We start from the raw sequence: 18,190 nt of genomic DNA on the forward strand, positions 1-18,190 counted from the left end.
CACCCGTGGACGACCGGGGAGAGCGGCGGGGCGGGCGCCCGTCGGACGCCTGGCTCGTCGCGGGCGCCTTGGGTGTCGCCGGCCTGTCGTCCCTGCACTCCGCCGTGCCCAACGGGGTCGGGCGTCTCGGCAGTCTGCTGGAGACGTTCCTGCCGTGGCTGGGCGTGGGTGTGCCTCTCCTCGGTTGTCTCGCCGTGCTCAAGCGGTCGAAGACGGGGCTGCTCGCCTGCCTGGCGCCGGTGGCGGTGTGGCTCTGGATGTTCGGCGGGCTGTGGTTCTCCCCGGCCCCGGAGTCGTACGACCTGACCGTCGTCCAGCACAACGTGGCCGACGACAACGCCGACCCCGAGGGCACGGCGCGGGCTCTGCGTGCCACCCGTGCGGACCTGGTGGCCTTGCAGGAACTGCTGCCCGCGGCACGGCCGGTGTACCAGGCCGCCCTGGGCGGCTCGTATCCGTACCGGGCGGTTCACGGCACGGTCGGGCTCTGGTCGGCGCACGCCCTCACCGACGTGCGGGCGGTGGACATCCGGCCCGAGGGCTTCCCGGAGAGCTGGCAGCGTGGGCTGCGGGCCACGGTGTCCGCGCCCGGCGGGCAGATCGCCGTGTACGTGGTGCATCTGCCGTCGGTCCGTCTGGGCCCGACAGGCCTGGCTTCGGCGGCCCGGGACGAGAGTGCCGCACTGCTCGGGGCCCGGATCGCGGACGACCCGGCCGGCCGGCTGCTGGTCGTGGGCGACCTCAACGGCACGGTGCAGGACCGGGGGCTCGCGCCGCTCACCTCCCGACTGGACGTGCCGGACGCGGGGTTCGCGTTCAGCTGGCCCGCGTCCCTGCCGGTGGCGAGGATCGACCAGGTGCTGGGGAGGGGGGTCGAGGTGTCGGAGGTGTCGGCGCTTGACGAGACCGGGAGTGATCACTTGCCGGTGGTGGGCCGCGTACTCCTGCGGTAGGCGGCATGGATGGACCGGACTCGTCCGGGGGACACTCCCGGTAGGCCCACCTCACCAGGGAGGTCCCCATGCCGCTCCGCTCCGGCAAGGTGCCCCGGGACGCCGTGCGTCATCCGCTGTTCGCGCGTTGCTACGCCCGGGTCAGCGTGGCCGCCGAGAACCGGATGGGCATGGACCGGGTCCGCGAGAGACTGCTCGCCGGGCTGTCCGGTCGGGTGATCGAGATCGGCGCGGGAAACGGGCTGAACTTCGGGCACTACCCGGGCGCCGTCTCGGAGGTCGTGGCCATCGAACCGGAGCGGCGACTGCGGCAGCTGGCCGTGGAGGCCGCTCTGCGCGCCGAGGTGCCGGTGGACGTGGTGCCGGGTGTGGCTGAGGCGCTGCCGGTCAAGAGCGAGGGCTTCGACGCGGCGGTGGTGTCCCTGGTGCTGTGCAGTGTGCGGGACGTGCCCCGGGCCCTCGGGGAGCTGCGGCGGGTGCTGCGGCCGGGTGGTGAGGTGCGGTTCTTCGAGCACGGCCGGGGCGGCGGCCGGGTGATGACCTTCAGCCAGCGCGCGCTGGACCGGACGCTGTGGCCGGTGCTGAGCGGCGGCTGCCACCTGTCGCGGGAGCCGGTGCGGGCGCTGCGGGACGCCGGTTTCGAACTCGGCCCCTACCGCCGGGTGCTGATGCCGGAGCAGGGGCCGGTGCTGCCGGCTTCGTACTGCGTGCTGGGCACCGCGTGGCGCCCGGGGATCAGCGGGTAGTCACAGGCTCCACTGGCGCAGCTCCTGCTCGATGTCCCGCACCGACGCCTCACCGCTCTTGACCAGCCGGGCGAGGTCGCGGACCTGCTCGGGTGAGGTGACGACCTTGGCGCCGCCGGCGACGAGGTACGCGTAGGCGACGGCGGAGGCGAACAGGGCGTTGGAGCGTTCCAGCGCGGGGACGTGGATCAGGAGCTGGAGCAGCGCGGCGGCACGGGCGTGCGGGCTGTCGTAGACGGGGACGCCGAATATCTCGGCCTGGTGGCGGGCGACGGCGGCGACCAGGGCTCCCCAGTCGGTGACCTGGGGGTCTCCGGGGGTCTTCTGCTCGGCGAGCATCAGCAGCCAGGCGAGGTCGATTTCGAGGTTGTTCAAGGGATCAGTGACGACCTTCGCGGGTGCCTTCGCGGTCAGCGCCGAATTCCTCGGCGAAGACGGACTCGTACTGCTTCATGAAGTCGGCGGCGGCCTCCACGAAGGTGTGGCCCACCTCGCCGGTGTCCTGTCTGACCAGCTCCTCGATGTAGCGGTTGACGCTCATGCCGCGGGCCAGGGCGCGTTCGCGGGCGGCTCGGGCGGTGCCCTCGTCGACTCGCACGTTCAGCTGGGTCTTCGCCATACCCAGAAGCTAGCGCGGAGGCGCTAGCACCGGCAAGGCGGCGGCTCCGACTCGCGGAGGATACCGAGTGTGGGCCGGGTCACATTACCCTCGGGCCAGGCGAGGAAGTCCTGACGTCCACCAGGAGGAGGCGGCCTTGTCCACACCTGCTGCGCAGCACGCCCCCGGCCTCGCGCCGGCCGACGGCATCGCGGCCCGGGCCCGCGGGCTGACCAAGGCGTACGGTTCGGGCGAGACGACCGTGCTGGCGCTGGACTCGGTGGACGTGGACGTCGTCCGCGGCCGGTTCACCGCGGTGATGGGGCCGTCGGGGTCCGGGAAGTCCACGCTGATGCACTGCCTGGCGGGGCTCGACACCGTCTCGGCCGGTCAGGTGTGGCTCGGCGACACCGAGATCACGGGGCTGAGGGACCGCGAGCTGACACGGCTGCGCCGCGACCGGATCGGGTTCATGTTCCAGTCGTTCAACCTCATCCCGACCCTGAACGCGCTGGAGAACATCACCCTGCCCATGGACATCGCGGGCCACAGGCCCGACGAGAAGTGGCTGGACCAGGTCATCGACACGCTGGGCCTGCGGGACCGGCTCCGGCACCGGCCGTCGCAGCTCTCCGGCGGACAGCAGCAGCGGGTGGCCTGCGCCCGGGCGCTGGCCTCCCGGCCCGAGCTGATCTTCGCGGACGAGCCGACCGGCAACCTCGACTCCCGGGCGGGTCTGGAGGTGCTCGGCTTCCTGCGCGAGGCGGTGGACCGGCTCGGCCAGACCGTTGTCATGGTCACCCATGACCCGGGTGCCGCCACCCACTCGGACCTGGTGCTCTTCCTCGGGGACGGCCGCATCGTCGACGAGATGCGGCAGCCGACGGCGGAGGCCGTGCTGGAACGCATGAAGCGCTTCGACGTGATCCGCAGCCGGTCCGAGGACACGCCCGCGTCGCCCGGGGAGAGCTGACCCCGTGCTCAAGGCGACCCTGAGGACCTTCCTGGCACACAAGGGGCGGCTGCTCCTCTCGGCGCTCGCCGTCCTGCTGTCCGTCGCGTTCGTCACGGGCAGCCTGATCTTCTCGGACACCGTCAGCCGCACCTTCGACCGGCTGTTCGCCTCCACCGCGGCCGACGTCACCGTCAGCCCCAAGGAGGGCCTCGACGAGGCGGTGCCCTCGGGACGGACGGCGACCCTGCCGGCCGCGCTCGCCGAGCGGGTGCGGCAGGTCGACGGGGTGGCGGCGGCACGCGCCGAGGTGGACGTGGACGGCCTCACCGTCGTCGACGAGGACAACGAGCCGGTCGGCCCGACCACCGGCGCCCCCACGCTCGGCACCGCCTGGAACCCGAGCGGACGCAGCCCGGTGGAGCTGACCTCCGGCCACGCCCCGCGCGGACCGGACCAGGCGCTGCTCGACTCGGAGACCGCCGGCCGGGCGGACGTGCGCATCGGTGACACCCTCACCGTGATCGCGCCGCCCGGGTCGTTCCAGGTCCGGGTCGTCGGCATCGTCACCTTCACCACCACCAACCCCGGCTCCGCCCGGGTCTTCTTCGACGGCCCCACCGCTCGGACGAAGCTGCTGGGCGACCCGCGGGCGGCGACCGGCATCGCGGCCGACGCCGCCGAGGGAGTCAGCGACCAGCAGATCAAGCAGCGCGTGGCCGCCGCGCTCGGCGCGCACATCTATGACTACAGGACCGCCGACGAGCAGGCCGAGTCGGACGTCGAGCGACTGGGCGGATTCCTGGACGTCATCAAGTACGTGATGGTCGGCTTCGCCGGGATCGCCGTGCTGGTGGGCGTGTTCCTGATCGTCAACACCTTCTCCATGCTCATCGCGCAGCGCACCCGGGAGCTCGGCCTGCTGCGTGCGCTGGGTGCCGACCAGCGCCAGGTCCGCCGCTCGGTGCTCACCGAGGCGGTCCTGCTCGGTCTGGTCGGCTCGACGCTGGGGCTCGCCACGGGCATCGGGCTCGCGGCGGGGCTCATCGAGCTGATGGGCCTGGTCGGCATGAACATCGACGCGGACGAGATGGCCATCGGCTGGGCGACACCGGTCGCGGCGTACGTCGTCGGTCTCGGTGTCACCTTCGTCGCCGCGTATCTGCCGGCGCGGCGGGCCGCGGGCGTGTCGCCGATGGCCGCGCTCGCGGACGCCGAGGTCGCCGGGGTCGGCCGGCCGCTGCGGACGCGGGCGGTGGCGGGTGCGGTCGTCGGAGCGGCCGGTGCGGCGGCCCTCGTGGGCTGTGCGGTGTCCGGGCAGACGTCGTCGGCGGCGTCCCTGCTGGGGCTCGGGGTGGTGCTCACCCTGATCGCGACCGTGATCGCCGGGCCGCTGCTGGTGCGGCCCGTGATCCGCGTGCTCGGGGCGGCGTTCCCCGCGGTGTTCGGGCCGATCGGCCGGATGAGCCAGCGCAACGCCCTGCGCAACCCCCGCCGTACGGGGGCCACCGCGGCGGCCCTGATGGTGGGGATCGCCCTGGTCGTCGGGATGTCGGTGGCGAGCGCCTCGATGACAAGGTCGTTCGACCAGCAGATCGACAAGACGCTGGGCGCCGACTTCGTGATCCAGAACGGCAACTTCCTGCCGTTCCCACGGGAGGTCACCGACGAGGTACGCGACACCGAGGGCGTGGGCCTGGTCGTGCGGGGGCGGTTCGCGCCGGTCGCCGTGCGGCTCCCGGACGGTGACCGCGTGGAGACGACGGCCGCGGGCTACGATGCGCGGCTCGACGAGGTCGCCAACATCACGTACGCGCGGGGGAACACGGCGGCGGCCCTGGCGGACGGCCGGCTCGCCATGGACCGGGACTTCGCCCGCGACCACGACGTGCGGGTCGGCGGCACGATCCCGGTGGAGTTCCAGGGCGGACGCCAGGCCGAGCTGACGGTCGGCGCCCTCACCGACCAGGACTCCGCCGAGGGCTTCGGCACTCAGGGCGGGCTCTACTTCGGGCTCGCCACCCTCGAGCGGTACGCGCCGGGCGGCCAGGACTCCGCGCTGTACGTCAACGCCGCCCCGGGCACGGGCGACGACGACCTGCGCGCGAACCTGGAGGAGACCCTGGACCCGTATCCGCAGGTGCAGGTACGGGACCTGGCCGACTACAAGGAGCTGGTCCACGACCAGATCGCCGTCCTGCTCTACCTCGTGTACGCGCTGCTGGGGCTGGCGATCATCATCGCGGTACTGGGGGTGGTCAACACCCTCGCGCTGTCGGTCGTCGAACGCACCCGGGAGATCGGGCTGCTGCGGGCGATCGGGCTGGCGCGCCGTCAGCTGCGGCGGATGATCCGGCTGGAGTCGGTGGTGATCGCCGTGTTCGGCGCGGTTCTGGGGCTCGCGCTGGGGCTGGTGTGGGGCGTGTGCACTCAGCAGGTGCTGGCGCTCCAGGACATGGGGGCCCTCGCGATCCCGTGGGGCACGGTCGTCGCGGTGGTGATCGGCTCGGCGGTGGTGGGAGTCGTGGCGGCGCTGCTTCCGGCGTTGCGTGCATCCCGCATGAACGTACTGGCGGCCATCGCGCACGAGTGATGGAATCGCGACGGGCACTCAAGTCAGCTCTGCATGAGGAGAGTTCATGTCGCGTCCGTTCCGCTTCGGCGTCAACCTGCTCGAATCCGCGTCCGCCGACGAGTGGCGCGCCAAGTGCCGCCGGGCCGAGGAACTCGGCTACGACGTGATCCTCGTCCCCGACCATCTCGGCATGCCGGCGCCGTTCCCCTCGCTGGTGGCGGCGGCCGAGGCCACCCGGCGCCCGAGGCTCGGTACGTTCACGCTCAACGCGGGCTTCTGGAACCCGGCGCTGCTGGCCCGCGAGGTGGCGACGACGGACGCGCTGACGGGCGGACGCCTGGAACTCGGCCTCGGCACCGGCTACGCCCGGGGGGAACACGAGGCGGCCGGGCTGCCGTTCGGCGCGCCGGGCGAGCGGGTCGACCATCTGCGGCGGACGGTCGAAGAGCTGGAACGGCTGCTGGGCTCCGAGGAGTACCGGCCGCAGGCGGCGCAGCGGCCCCGGGTGCCCCTGCTGATCGGCGGGAACGGCGACCGGATGCTCCGGCTGAGCGCCGAGCACGCCGACATCGCGGCGTTCACCGGGGCGCGTACGGCACCTGGCAGCACCGACGGGCGGTTGACGCCGATCACCGCGGACGAGCTGGAGGAACGCGTCGCGCGGTATCTGAAGTTCGCGGAGCACCGCGAGGAGCCGCCCGAGCTGAACCTGCTCATCCAGATGGTGATCGGCACCGAGGACCGCCAGGCGGCCGTCCAGCCGTTCCTCGAACACTTCCCCGGCCTGACAGCGGATCAGGTACTGGAGCTCCCCGTCTCCCTCGTCGGCACTCCGGACGAGCTCACGGAGCAGGTCCTGGCCCGACGGGAGCGCTACGGCTTTACGTACCTGACCGTCCTGGAGCCCTACATGGAGGCGTTCGCACCGGTCATGGAGCGGGTGCGAGGGCTCTGACGTCCGCATCCTGGAAATGGAGCATCACGGCTCGCGGAGCGTGATGTGATCAACTCATGACCGAGCTGCGTATCCGGGCCGCGACGCCCGAGGACCTCGACACCGTGCTGGCCTTCTGGAAGGTGGCCGCCGAGGGCACGAGCATCAGCGACGACCGGAGCGGCGTGGAGCGGCTGGTCGCACGCGACCCCGAGGCACTGATCCTGGCCGAGCTGGGCGGCGAGCTGGTCGGCACGGTGATCGCCGGCTTCGACGGCTGGCGCTGCCATCTGTACCGGCTGGCCGTGCATCCCGACCGGCGCCGCCAGGGCATCGCGTCCGCACTGCTGGCCGCGGCCGAGGAGCGGTTCGTGCGGCTCGGCGGGCGGCGCGCGGACGCGATGGTGCTCACGCACAACGAGACCGCGCACCACGCGTGGGGTGCCGCCGGTTACGCCCCCGAGGAGCAGTGGCGACGCTGGGTGAAGCCCCTCACCGAGTACTAGGCGCGCCGGCCGGGGCGAGGACCCCGGCCACGAGCCGGCGGGCGTAGGAGGCGTCGAGGCCGTCGGGGCGGAAGAGGATGCGGTACATCATGGGCGCGACGACCCGGTCGATGACCGTCTCGACGTCGGGTACCGGCTCCCCGCGCTCGCTCGCGCGGCCGAGGACGACGCCGATCTGCTCGGCGGCGTAAGCCGAGCACTGGCCGGCGTTGCCACCGTCCGGGTCGCCGAGCAGGGCGTCCCGTATGTAGGCGCGGCCGGTGGGCGAGGCCATCTCGTCGAGGAACTGCTCGGCCCAGGCCGTGAGGTCGGACGCCAGGGCGCCGTGGTCCCGGGGCGCGGTGTCGGGCCGCAGCCGCTCCACCGCCACGTCCGACAGCAGTTCCTGCAGATCCCCCCAGCGGCGGTAGACCGTGGACGGCGTCACGCCCGCGCGCTGGGCGACCAACGGCACGGTGAGGGCGTCCCGGCCGACCTCCGAGGCCAGTTCGCGCACGGCTGCGTGCACTGACGCCTGGACCCGGGCGCTGCGTCCACCGGGGCGCACCATCTGCCTGCTCATGGCACCCACCTTAAAGCGAAATCGTTGCGTCTAACGAGCCGCCGTGGTGATCGGTTCGGGGGCGAGCTCCGGGGTGGGCCGTGTCATTTCGTAGGCGTGGCCGACCCGCAGCAGCAGGCTCTCCCCGAGCGGCTTCCCGAGGAGCTGCATACCGATCGGCAGACCCGCCGTGTCGTGGCCGACCGGTACGGACAGTGAGGGCATCCCGGTGATGTTGGCGGGAGCGGAGAGCCGCACATAGGCGTCGGCGACGCCCTCGACGGTGCCGTCGGGCCAGGTGATGGTCTCCTGCCCGGCCTCGACGGCGGTGGCCGGGACACTCGGCGCAACGATCAGATCGACCTCCCGCAGCAGGTCCTCCCACCCCTGCCGCATGAGCGCCCGGGAACGCTGGGCGCGCAGATAGTCCCCCGCGGTCATCAGTTCGCCGGCTTCGAGAAGGATCCGGACGTCCGCCTGATAGAGCTCGGGGACGGTACGCAGAGTGCCCTCGTGGTAGGCGGTGGCCTCGGGCACCATCAGGCCCCACTGGGTGGCCTGGACATAGCGGGTCATGGGGATCCCGACCTCGACGAGGCGGGCGCCGAGCTCCTCGAGCCGGCCGGTCGCGCGCCGGACGGCGGCCTCCACCTCCGTATCGACATGGTCGAAGTAGTACGTGCGCGGCACACCGATGCGCAGTCCGGTCAGGTCCGGGTCCGGGCCCGGCCGGTAGTGCGCCGGGGGTGGGGTCACGGAGGCGGGGTCGCGCGGGCCGTGACCGGCCACGGCGTCGAGGACGAGGGCCGCGTCCTCGACGGTGCGGGTGACCGGGCCGACGTGGTCCAGCGACCAGGACAGGGACGTGACGCCGTCGCGGGGCACGAGGCCGTAGGTCGGTTTGAGGCCGACGACGCCGTTGAGCGCTGCGGGCACCCGGACGGATCCTCCGGTGTCGGTGCCCAGGGCGAAGGTGGCGGTGCCCGTGGCGACGGCCACGGCCGATCCGCCGCTGGAGCCACCGGCGATCCGGCGGGGGTCCCAGGCGTTGCGGGTCTGCGGGGTGGTGAGCCCGTAGGCGAACTCGTGGGTGTGGGTCTTGCCGACCAGGACGGCTCCGGCCGACACCAGGCGGGCGGCGACCGTGCTGTCGGCCCGGGCGCGATGGCCGGACCTGACCCGCGAACCGGCCGACGTCGCCACTCCGGCGACGTCGATCAGGTCCTTCAGGCCCATCGGGATGCCGTGCAGCGGGCCACGGTAACGGCCGGCGGCGATGTCGTCCTCGGCTTCGCGCGCGGCCCGGCGGGCCTGCTCGGCCCGGACGGTGACGTAGGCCCCGAGGCGTGGTTCCACTTGATCGACACGCTCCAGCACGGAGTCCGTCAGCTCGACGGGGGACAGCTGCCGCGCCCGGATCGCGTCGGCGGCGGCACTCAGGGTCAGCTCACTGGGCCGCATCGCGCGTCTCCTTCGCCGTTGCCGCGCGGTAGGCGGGGGCGGGCGGGGTGTCACCGAAGTCCAGCTCCCGCAGGACCGCGACGACGGAGTGGATGTGGTCGGCGGTCGCCGCGACCGCGGCGTGGCGGCCGGCGGGCAGTACGAGCCCCGCACGGCCGGCCCAGCGGGCCGCTTCCCGTGGCGTGAGTCCGGTGGCGGACATGAACCCTCCCTAAAAGCCAACTGTTTGCGTTTAGGTGACCGTAAGACCTACGGTCGACTAAACGCAAACGGATTGCTTTAAGAGTCTGGAAGAGGATCAATGACCACACTCGCTTCCTGGACCGTGGGCGACATCACGGTCCACCGCATCGACGAGATCCCCCTGCCGCCCACCACCGGACGCTGGCTGCTGCCCGGTGCCACTCCGGACGTCGTCGCCGGGCAGGACTGGCTGCGGCCCCACTTCGCCGACGACGAGGGCGTCCTGCGCATCGACAGCCACAGCTTCGCGTTCACCACCGGCGGGCTACGGGTCCTGGTGGACACCGGCATCGGCAACGGCAAGGAGCGGGCCAACCCCGCCTGGCACGATCTGGACACCGACTACCTCCAGCGCCTCACCGCCGCCGGGTTCCCCGCGGACTCGGTCGACCTGGTGATCCTCACCCACCTGCACGCGGACCACGTCGGCTGGAACACCCGGAAGGAGAACGGCGCGTGGGTCCCCACCTTCCCGAACGCCCGATATCTGACCTCACGTGCCGAGCGGGAGTTCTGGGCCGGCCACGCCATGGACGAGGCACGCCGACAGATGTTCCAGGACTCCGTGATCCCGGTGGAGGAAGCGGGGCTGCTCGACCTCGTCGACGTCCCCGCCGAGGGCGTCGATGCCGTCGCGGGCGTGCGTCTGGTCCCGACCCCCGGACACACCCCGGGCCACCTCGCCGTGGAACTGACCAGCCGTGGGCACACGGCGCTGATCACCGGCGACTGCGTCCATCACCCCGTCCAGCTCACCCGCCCCGGCATCGGCGCCTGCGTCGACATCGACCCGGCGGCGTCCGAGGCTTCGCGCCGCACGCTGCTGGCTTCGCTGGCCGGTACGCATACGCTCCTCCTGGGTACGCACTTCGCACCGCCCACCGCGGGCCGGGTCGTCGTCGACGGGGACGCCTACCGGCTCTCCCCCGTCCCCGGCTGAGTGACCCGATCGGAGGACTTTGCCCATCCTTTACCCTTGGATGGCCACTCGGTTCTGCATGAAAGGTTGTGAGCGTCCGCCCATGGGCGAGCCTCCCAGTACGCGACACCGCGCGTTCCACCCTGTTCCGGAGAACCATGGAACGGGGGTGAACCGATGACAGAAGTGCTCCTCCTCCTGGCGGCGATCCTGCTCTCGCTCGCCTGCGGTGCCTTCGTGGCGGCCGAGTTCTCCCTCACCACGGTCGAGCGCGCCGAGCTGGAGCGGGCGGCGGAGCGCGGGGAGCGGGGCGCCCAGGGCGCGCTGAAAGCCGTACGGAACCTGACGTTCCAGCTCTCCGGGGCGCAGCTCGGCATCACCGTCACGAACCTGGTCGTCGGCATGCTCGCCGAGCCGTCGATCGCCGCGCTCATCGCCGGGCCGCTGGAGGACCTCGGCGTCTCGCGTTCGGCCTCGCACAGCCTCGCGCTGGTGCTCGGCACGGCGCTGTCGACGGTCTTCCTGATGGTCGTCGGTGAACTCGTGCCGAAGAACTGGGCGATCTCCTCGCCGCTGACCGTCGCCAAGACCGTGGGCAACGCGCAGCGCTGGTTCAGCGCCGCGTTCCGGCCCTTCATCACGCACCTCAACAACACGGCCAACCGGGTCGTGCGGCGGATCGGTGTCGAGCCCGCCGAGGAGCTGGCCTCGGCGCGCGGGCCGCAGGAGCTGGCCGCGCTCGCCCGGCACTCCGCCAAGGAGGGCGCGCTGGAGGCCGACACCGCCGAGCTCTTCGTACGGACCCTGAATCTCGCCGACCTGACCGCCGAGAACGTGATGACGCCCCGGGTCCAGGTCGTCGCGCTGGACGTGCAGGCCACCCTGGAGGACGTGGCGAACGCGACCCGGGCGACCGGGCTGTCCCGTTTCCCCGTCTACCGCGGCACCCTCGACTCGGTCGTCGGGACCGCGCACGTGAAGGACGTGCTGGCGGTGCCGGCCGAGCGCCGGACCCGGATCTTCGTCTCCGAGCTGATGCGCGAGCCGTTGATGGTGCCCGAGACCCTCACGGTCGACCGGCTGCTGGACCGGCTGTCCGGCAAGCGCACCATGGCCGTCGTGATCGACGAGTACGGCGGCACGGCCGGTGTGGCCACCCTGGAGGACATCGTCGAGGAGGTCGTCGGCGAGGTGCGCGACGAGCACGACCCGCACGAGCTGCCGGACCTCGCCCCGGCCGGCACGGACGAGTCCGGTCACGCCCTGTACTCGGCCGACGGTTCCGCCCGCGTGGACCACCTCGAGCGCATCGGGCTGCGCGCGCCGGAAGGGCCGTACGAGACGCTCGCCGGGCTGGTGGCGACGGTGCTCGGCCGGATACCGGCCACCGGTGACACCCTCGAGGTCGCCGGCTGGCGGATGGAGGTCATGGACGCCACGGGCCGCCGGGCGGCCCGCGTGCGGCTGTGCGCGCCCCTCGACGACGAGAAGCCCGACGAGAAGGACGAGAAGGACGAGAAGGGGGCGGAGCTGTGACCGCCGTCCAGTTGCTGATCGGCCTGGCGACGCTCGTCGTCAACGCCTTCTTCGTCGGCGCCGAGTTCGCGCTGATCTCCGTGCGCCGTAGCCAGATCGAGCCCTACGCCGACCAGGGCGACCGGCGGGCCAAGAGCGTGCTGTGGGGGCTGGAGCACGTGTCCGCGCTGATGGCGGCCGCACAGCTCGGTATCACGCTGTGCACGCTGGTGCTGGGTGTGGTCGCCGAGCCGGCGATCGCGCACCTGCTGGAGCCGGTGTTCCACGCGGTGGGCGTGCCCGAGGGCGCTGGGCACGCGGTGTCCTTCGTCATCGCGCTGGCCCTGGCGACGTATCTGCACATGCTGCTCGGCGAGATGGTGCCGAAGAACATCGCGCTCGCCGAGCCGGTGCGCAGCGCCCTGGCGCTGGGTCCGCCCCTGGTGGCCCTCTCCCGGGCGCTGCGGCCGGTGATCTTCACGGTCAACACCTTCGCCAACACGCTGCTGAAGCTGCTGCGGGTGGAGGCCCGGGAGGAGGTCGCCGCCTCCTACTCGGACGCCGAGATAGCGCAGATCGTGAAGGACTCCAGCGAGGCCGGCCTCATCGACGACCGCGCGCAGGAGCGACTGCACGACGCGCTGGAACTGGGGCGCCGTCCGGTGCGCGACGTGGTCCTGCCGCTGGAACGCGTCGTGTACGCACGCGTGGGCGTCACCCCGGAGGAGTTGGAGCGGCTGTCGGCGGAGTCCGGGTTCTCCCGCTTCCCGGTGGTGGACGAGGGGCGCCGGATCGTGGGCTACCTGCACGTGAAGGACGCTCTGGAGGCCGTCGGGCGCAAGGTGCCGTTCCGGTTGCGCGACATGCGGCCCATCGCGCGCGTGCGGGAGCACACGCCGCTGGACGACGTCCTCACGGCGATGCGGGGCAGCCGTACCCACCTGGCGGCCGTGCTCGGGGCGGACGGGCGGCTGGCCGGTCTGGTGACCATGGAGGACGTGCTGCGGGAGCTGTTCGGTCAGCGGGCGTGAGAAACCGAGCAGGGCAGGGCTGACCGACCGCTGGGTATGTGCACGGGATAGTATTTCCTCCGTCATGTACACGAACCCCACCTACAGCAGCCTCGTCGCGCTCGGCGACTCCTTCACCGAGGGCATGTCGGACCTGCTTCCCGACGGTACCTACCGCGGCTGGGCCGACCTGCTCGCCGCCCGGATGGCGGCCCGTACGCCCGGCTTCCGGTACGCCAACCTCGCGGTGCGCGGCAAGCTGATCCGGCAGATCGTGGACGAGCAGGTGGACGTGGCGGCGGCCATGCAGGCCGACGTGGTCACCCTGGTCGGCGGGCTCAACGACACGTTGCGGCCCAAGTGCGACATGGGACGGGTGCGCGGACTCCTGGAGGAGGCCGTCGAGAAGCTGGCCCCGTCGTGCAAGCAGCTCGTCCTGATGCGCAGCCCGGGCCGTCAGGGTCCCGTCCTGGAGCGGTTCCGGCCGCGCATGGAGGAGCTGTTCGCCTGCGTCGACGAGCTCGCCGCCCGGCACGGGGCGGTCGTCGTCGACCTGTACGGCGCGCCCTCGCTCTCCGACCCGCGGCTGTGGGACGTGGACCGGCTGCACCTGACGGCCGAAGGCCACCGCCGGGTCGCGGAAGCGGTCTGGCAGGCGCTCGGCCATGAGCCGGAGGACACCGAGTGGCGCACGCCGATGCCGGCGACGCTGCCGCCCGGCTGGGCCATGCGGCGCGTGGCCGACGCGCGGTTCGCGCGGCAGCATCTGCTCCCCTGGATAGCCCGTCGCCTGACGGGCCGCTCCTCGGGCGACGGGCTGCCGCCGAAGCGGCCGGAACTGCTGCCGTACAAGGGGCAGGCGTAGGCGCTACTCGAGCCGGACGGCAGTGCTCCGGCCTGCCGGTCCGCGGCGTCGACGTGCGCTGCCGATGGCTGCCCGACGGACTCTTGTAGGTTCCGACGAACGCACCCGTTGCGCTGGCCTGCACGAATCGCCAGTAGAATCCGTCCACGTGACTTCCGCTCCCGCCAAGCCCCGCATCCCGAACGTCCTCGCCGGACGGTACGCCTCCACCGAGCTCGCCACGCTCTGGTCGCCCGAGCAGAAGGTGAAACTGGAGCGACAGCTCTGGCTCGCCGTGTTGCGCGCCCAGAAGGACCTCGGGATCGAGGTGCCGGACGCGGCGCTCGCCGACTACGAGCGGGTGCTCGACACCGTCGACCTGGCCTCCATCGCCGAGCGCGAGAAGGTCACGCGGCACGACGTGAAGGCGCGGATCGAGGAGTTCAACGACCTCGCCGGGCACGAGCACGTGCACAAGGGCATGACCTCCCGCGACCTCACCGAGAACGTCGAGCAGCTGCAGATCCGGCTCTCCCTGGAGCTGATGCGCGACCGCACGGTGGCGGTCCTGGCGCGCCTCGGCAAGCTGGCCGGTGAGTACGGCGAGCTGGTCATGGCCGGCCGCTCGCACAACGTCGCCGCACAGGCCACCACCCTCGGCAAGCGTTTCGCGACGGCCACCGACGAGCTGCTCGTGGCCTACGGCCGCATCGAGGAGCTGCTGGGCCGCTACCCGCTGCGCGGCATCAAGGGCCCGGTCGGTACCGCGCAGGACATGCTGGACCTGCTCGGCGGGGACGCCGCGAAGCTCGCGGAGCTGGAGCAGCGGATCGCCGGCCACCTGGGCTTCTCGCAGGCGTTCACGTCGGTCGGCCAGGTCTACCCGCGCTCGCTGGACTACGAGGTCGTCACGGCGCTGGTGCAGCTGGCGGCGGCGCCGTCGTCGCTGGCGAAGACGATCCGGCTGATGGCGGGGCACGAGCTGGTCACCGAGGGCTTCAAGCCCGGCCAGGTCGGTTCCTCCGCCATGCCGCACAAGATGAACACCCGCTCCTGCGAGCGCGTCAACGGCCTGATGGTCATCCTGCGCGGCTACGCCTCGATGACCGGTGAGCTGGCGGGAGACCAGTGGAACGAGGGCGACGTGTCCTGCTCGGTGGTGCGCCGGGTCGCGCTGCCGGACGCGTTCTTCGCGCTGGACGGCCTGCTGGAGACGTTCCTGACGGTGCTCGACGAGTTCGGCGCGTTCCCGGCGGTCGTGGCGCGCGAACTGGACCGGTACCTGCCGTTCCTGGCCACCACCAAGGTGCTGATGGGCGCGGTGCGCGCCGGTGTGGGCCGGGAGCTGGCGCACGAGGCGATCAAGGAGAACGCCGTCGCCTCCGCCCTCGCGATGCGTGAGCAGGGCGCCGAGCGCAACGAGCTCCTCGACAAGCTGGCCGCCGATGAGCGCATCCCCCTGGACCGGACCGAGCTGGACGCGCTGATGGCGGACAAGCTGTCCTTCACCGGCGCCGCGGGCGACCAGGTCGCCGTCGTCGTCGCCCGGGTCGAGGAGATCGTGAAGCAGCACCCCCAGGCCGCGGGCTACACGCCCGGCGCGATTCTCTGACGCGCCGCCGACGATGGCGCGCTTCACGCCAGAGGAACTGGAGGCCGCCCGCGACCGCGTCGTGCCCGATGTGGTCGCGGACGGTCTGCGGGTGCTGTTCTGCGGGATAAACCCCGGTCTGATGACGGCCGCGACGGGCCATCACTTCGCCCGCCCCGGCAACCGCTTCTGGCCGGTGCTGCACCGGTCCGGTTTCACGCCCAGGCTGCTGAAGCCGTCGGAGCAGCGGGAGTTGCTGTCGTACGGGCTGGGCATCACCAATGTCGTGGCGCGGCCGAGCGCGCGGGCCGACGAGCTGAGCGCCGAGGAGTACCGGGAGGGCGGGCGGCTGCTCGCGCTGAAGGTGGGCCGGCTGCGGCCGCGCTGGCTGGCCGTGGTGGGGGTGACCGCGTACCGCGCGGCGTTCGACGACCGGAAGGCTCAGGTCGGGCCGCAGTCGCGAACGATCGGGGACACGCGCGTGTGGGTGCTGCCCAACCCGAGCGGGCTGAACGCGCACTGGACGGCCGAGACCATGGCCGAGGAGTTCCGGAGGCTGCGGGAGGCGGCGGACGACTGACCCGGGGCGGTGGCCTCCCTCTTGCCCGGGCCACTCGGTCACGGTGGGTCCGTCTCCGTGATCACGGCCAGGAGTCGCACGTCGTCCGCCGGGTCCCGGTCCGCGACCGCGACGGCGACCCAGCGGCCGGTGCCCTCGACGTGCCACACGTACGCCACCCCGGCCCACGCGCTCAACTCGGCCCACGGCCGGGGCATCTCCTCCCGCTCGGCCCGCAGCAGGACGGTCTGCAGGTTGCAGGGGTCCGTGTCGCCCCAGCGCGAGGCGAGGATTTCGTAGACGGCGTCCCGGTCCTTCTCGAACTGGTCGATCGTCACCGCCCGGGTCGCGGGGTCGTCGTCGGCCGCGCTCTCTAACACCGCGACGTGGTAGCCGGGGCCCGAGGCGCCGACGTCCGACGGGCCGTGCTCCGCCGGAAAGGGGCGGAAGCACAGCTCGTCGACGAGGGCGATGTGCTGGGCGATGTTCATGAGGTCCAGTAAACCCGCCCGCACTGACAGTTGGCGGGGCATCACCCCTGTTATCGGTCAGGCGTCCCGGCGGCGCAGACTCCACGCTCCCACCAGCAGGGCGGCCACCGCCCAGAGCGCGGTCACCGCGAGCCCAGGCCATGGGCCGAGGGACGCCCCGTCGTACGTCTGCCTCAGGACCGACTGCCCCGCCTTGTCGGGCAGGAAGTCGGCGACCGTGCCCGTGGCGTCGCCGATGACGAACGACACGACCAGGATGAACGGGATCAGCAGGGACAGCGTGGCCGTGCCACTGCGCAGCAGGGCGGTGAGCCCGGCGGCGAACAGGGCCATCAGCATGAGGTAGACGCCGCAGCCCACGACCCCGCGCACCTGCTCTCCGGTGGTGAGCCCGTCGGCCGCCGGCCCGAGCCCCGCCCGGGCGACGAGCAGCGCGGCGAGGGCGGTCGCCCACCCCACCAGCAGGGTCGGTACGGCGATGACGGCGGCCTTGGCCGCGAACCACCGGCCGCGCCGGGGAACCGCGGCCAGCGAGAGCCGCAGCGCGCCCGACCGGAACTCGGACGACACGGCCATGGCCCCGAAGGACACGGCCGCGATCTGGCCCGGTATGACGCCGGACAGCGCCGTGAACAGCAGGTCGAATCCCGGATCCGACGTGTCGGAGGCACCGGCGATCGCCGAAAAGGCCGTGGTCGCGGCGAACAGGGCCAGCAGCGCTCCCGGGAGCGAACGCAGGGTGCGGATCTTCAGCCACTCGGAGCGGAGGACGGGCGTGAGTTCCATGGTCAGGCCTCCTGCGGCTGCGCGGTGAACTCGGCCTCGGCCGAGGTGAGGTCGAAATAGGCCTGTTCCAACGTGCCCTCCTCGGCCGCCAGTTCCAGGACCGGCACGCCCGCCTCGGAGGTGAGGCGGCCGATGTCGTCCACGCGTGCGTGGTCCACGGTCCAGTGCCCGTCGACGTGTTCCACGGCCTCGTGGCCGTGCTCCGCGAGCGCGCTCCTGAGCGCCACGGGGTCGGTCGTGCGGATCCGCACCCGGGGCCGCACGCGTGCGTGGATGAACTCCCGCATCGGGGTGTCGGCCAGCAGCCGGCCCCGGCCGAGGACGACGAGGTGGTCCGCGAAGGACGCGGTCTCGTTCATCAGGTGGCTGGAGACCAGGACCGTGCGCCCCTCCCCCGCGAGCCTGCGCAGCAGCCGCCGGGTCCACACGATGCCTTCGGGGTCGAGGCCGTTGGACGGCTCGTCCAGCATGACCACCTCGGGGTCGCCCAGCAGGGCGGCGGCGATGCCCAGGCGCTGGCGCATGCCCAGGGAGTACGTGCGCACCCGGCGCCGGGCGACCGACGCCAGGCCCGTCTCCTCCAGTACCTCGTCGACCCGCCGGTCCGGAATGCGGTTGCTGACGGCCAGGACACGGAGGTGGTCGCGGGCGGTGCGGGAGCCGTGCGCGGCCTGCGCGTCGAGCAGGGCGCCGACGTGGCGCAGGGGTTCGCGCAGCGTCGGGTAGGCACGGCCGCCGACCGTGGCGGAACCGGCGGTCGGCCGGTCGAGGCCGAGCACCAGGCGCATGGTGGTGGACTTGCCGGCGCCGTTGGGGCCGAGGAAGCCGGTGACGCGGCCCGGCAGCACCCGGAAGGTGAGGCCGTCCACGGCTCGTCTGCCGCCGTACTCCTTGGTGAGGTCCTGGACTTCGATGCTGGTCATGGCAGCAGCGTGGCTCATCGCGGACGGCGCCGGCCTCCCCCGG

Annotated in this window: 20 protein-coding genes; 12 read left to right on the top strand and 8 right to left on the bottom strand. The window is 72.3% G+C overall.

Translation table 11 applies throughout. The features are described from left to right. The first annotated feature begins 5 nt into the window (after positions 1-5). Both IE97_RS0101950 and IE97_RS0101955 read left to right on the top strand, forming a co-directional pair. Positions 6-953: an endonuclease/exonuclease/phosphatase family protein gene (locus IE97_RS0101950; RefSeq protein WP_030147416.1), complete on the top strand. Its 948-nt coding sequence runs from the start codon at positions 6-8 to the stop codon at positions 951-953. A 68-nt stretch (positions 954-1,021) separates the two neighbouring features. Beyond that, positions 1,022-1,699: a class I SAM-dependent methyltransferase gene (locus IE97_RS0101955; protein ID WP_030147417.1), complete on the top strand. Its 678-nt coding sequence runs from the start codon at positions 1,022-1,024 to the stop codon at positions 1,697-1,699. Here the strand turns inward: IE97_RS0101955 and IE97_RS0101960 are convergent, their stop codons facing one another. Both IE97_RS0101960 and IE97_RS0101965 read right to left on the bottom strand, forming a co-directional pair. Continuing rightward, the gene (locus IE97_RS0101960; RefSeq protein ID WP_030147418.1) at positions 1,700-2,074 is read right to left on the bottom strand and encodes a hypothetical protein; all 375 of its coding nucleotides are present in this window, start codon (positions 2,072-2,074) and stop codon (positions 1,700-1,702) included. Between the two features lie 4 nt (positions 2,075-2,078). Beyond that, positions 2,079-2,318 (bottom strand): hypothetical protein, encoded by a 240-nt coding sequence (locus IE97_RS0101965; protein WP_020270799.1) that lies wholly within the window; start codon positions 2,316-2,318, stop codon positions 2,079-2,081. A 136-nt stretch (positions 2,319-2,454) separates the two neighbouring features. Here IE97_RS0101965 and IE97_RS0101970 point away from each other — a divergent pair, with 136 nt between their 5' ends. The 4 genes from IE97_RS0101970 to IE97_RS0101985 are packed head-to-tail and all read left to right on the top strand — an operon-like array spanning position 2,455 to position 7,264. Next, positions 2,455-3,270 (top strand): ABC transporter ATP-binding protein, encoded by an 816-nt coding sequence (locus IE97_RS0101970; protein ID WP_030147419.1) that lies wholly within the window; start codon positions 2,455-2,457, stop codon positions 3,268-3,270. A gap of 4 nt (positions 3,271-3,274) precedes the next feature. Beyond that, positions 3,275-5,842 carry an ABC transporter permease gene (locus IE97_RS0101975; protein WP_030147420.1) on the top strand — a complete coding sequence of 856 codons (2,568 nt, stop codon included), beginning with the start codon at positions 3,275-3,277 and terminating at the stop codon, positions 5,840-5,842. Positions 5,843-5,888: 46 nt separating this feature from the next. Continuing rightward, entirely contained in the window at positions 5,889-6,779 is an 891-nt protein-coding gene (locus IE97_RS0101980) for an LLM class F420-dependent oxidoreductase (RefSeq protein WP_030147421.1), read from the top strand. A 56-nt stretch (positions 6,780-6,835) separates the two neighbouring features. Next, on the top strand, positions 6,836-7,264 hold the full coding sequence (locus IE97_RS0101985; protein WP_030147422.1) for a GNAT family N-acetyltransferase: 429 nt from the start codon (positions 6,836-6,838) through the stop codon (positions 7,262-7,264). Here IE97_RS0101985 and IE97_RS0101990 read toward each other — a convergent pair. Genes IE97_RS0101990 through IE97_RS0102000 form a run of 3 tightly spaced genes read right to left on the bottom strand, consistent with a single transcriptional unit; the run spans position 7,251 to position 9,468 of the window. After that, complete coding sequence (locus tag IE97_RS0101990) at positions 7,251-7,826, bottom strand: TetR/AcrR family transcriptional regulator (RefSeq protein ID WP_030147423.1); 576 nt, start codon at positions 7,824-7,826, stop codon at positions 7,251-7,253. The genes IE97_RS0101985 and IE97_RS0101990 overlap by 14 nt on opposite strands. Before the next feature lie 30 nt (positions 7,827-7,856). Next, positions 7,857-9,266 (bottom strand): Asp-tRNA(Asn)/Glu-tRNA(Gln) amidotransferase GatCAB subunit A, encoded by a 1,410-nt coding sequence (locus tag IE97_RS0101995; RefSeq protein WP_030147424.1) that lies wholly within the window; start codon positions 9,264-9,266, stop codon positions 7,857-7,859. After that, on the bottom strand, positions 9,253-9,468 hold the full coding sequence (locus tag IE97_RS0102000) for a hypothetical protein (RefSeq protein ID WP_030147425.1): 216 nt from the start codon (positions 9,466-9,468) through the stop codon (positions 9,253-9,255). Before IE97_RS0102000 ends, IE97_RS0101995 begins: the two co-directional genes overlap by 14 nt. Before the next feature lie 99 nt (positions 9,469-9,567). Here IE97_RS0102000 and IE97_RS0102005 point away from each other — a divergent pair, with 99 nt between their 5' ends. The 6 genes from IE97_RS0102005 to mug all read left to right on the top strand — a co-directional run bounded on the left by IE97_RS0102005 (position 9,568) and on the right by mug (position 15,968). Then, the gene (locus tag IE97_RS0102005; protein WP_030147426.1) at positions 9,568-10,449 is read left to right on the top strand and encodes an MBL fold metallo-hydrolase; all 882 of its coding nucleotides are present in this window, start codon (positions 9,568-9,570) and stop codon (positions 10,447-10,449) included. Between the two features lie 156 nt (positions 10,450-10,605). Beyond that, positions 10,606-11,964 (top strand): hemolysin family protein, encoded by a 1,359-nt coding sequence (locus tag IE97_RS0102010; protein WP_030147427.1) that lies wholly within the window; start codon positions 10,606-10,608, stop codon positions 11,962-11,964. After that, positions 11,961-12,974 (top strand): hemolysin family protein, encoded by a 1,014-nt coding sequence (locus IE97_RS0102015; RefSeq protein ID WP_030147428.1) that lies wholly within the window; start codon positions 11,961-11,963, stop codon positions 12,972-12,974. Before IE97_RS0102010 ends, IE97_RS0102015 begins: the two co-directional genes overlap by 4 nt. 64 nt (positions 12,975-13,038) lie before the next feature. Next, entirely contained in the window at positions 13,039-13,818 is a 780-nt protein-coding gene (locus IE97_RS0102020; protein WP_030147429.1) for an SGNH/GDSL hydrolase family protein, read from the top strand. A 148-nt stretch (positions 13,819-13,966) separates the two neighbouring features. Continuing rightward, positions 13,967-15,409, top strand: a complete 1,443-nt coding sequence (gene purB / locus IE97_RS0102025) for an adenylosuccinate lyase (RefSeq protein WP_030147430.1) — start codon at positions 13,967-13,969, stop codon at positions 15,407-15,409. A gap of 13 nt (positions 15,410-15,422) precedes the next feature. Next, entirely contained in the window at positions 15,423-15,968 is a 546-nt protein-coding gene (gene mug / locus IE97_RS0102030) for a G/U mismatch-specific DNA glycosylase (protein WP_030147431.1), read from the top strand. Positions 15,969-16,006: 38 nt separating this feature from the next. Here mug and IE97_RS0102035 read toward each other — a convergent pair whose 3' ends face one another. From IE97_RS0102035 to IE97_RS0102045, 3 genes are read right to left on the bottom strand one after another with little or no spacing between them, the layout of a single operon-like run. Continuing rightward, on the bottom strand, positions 16,007-16,438 hold the full coding sequence (locus IE97_RS0102035) for a hypothetical protein (protein WP_030147432.1): 432 nt from the start codon (positions 16,436-16,438) through the stop codon (positions 16,007-16,009). Positions 16,439-16,495: 57 nt separating this feature from the next. Beyond that, positions 16,496-17,224, bottom strand: coding sequence for an ABC transporter permease (locus IE97_RS0102040; protein WP_030147433.1), 729 nt, complete (start codon positions 17,222-17,224; stop codon positions 16,496-16,498). A 2-nt stretch (positions 17,225-17,226) separates the two neighbouring features. Further along, on the bottom strand, positions 17,227-18,147 hold the full coding sequence (locus tag IE97_RS0102045; protein WP_030147434.1) for an ABC transporter ATP-binding protein: 921 nt from the start codon (positions 18,145-18,147) through the stop codon (positions 17,227-17,229). Positions 18,148-18,190: the final 43 nt, after the last annotated feature.

Origin of the sequence: Streptomyces sp. NRRL S-455, assembly GCF_000717875.1 — a bacterium.
Taxonomy (GTDB): Bacteria; Actinomycetota; Actinomycetes; order Streptomycetales; family Streptomycetaceae; genus Streptomyces.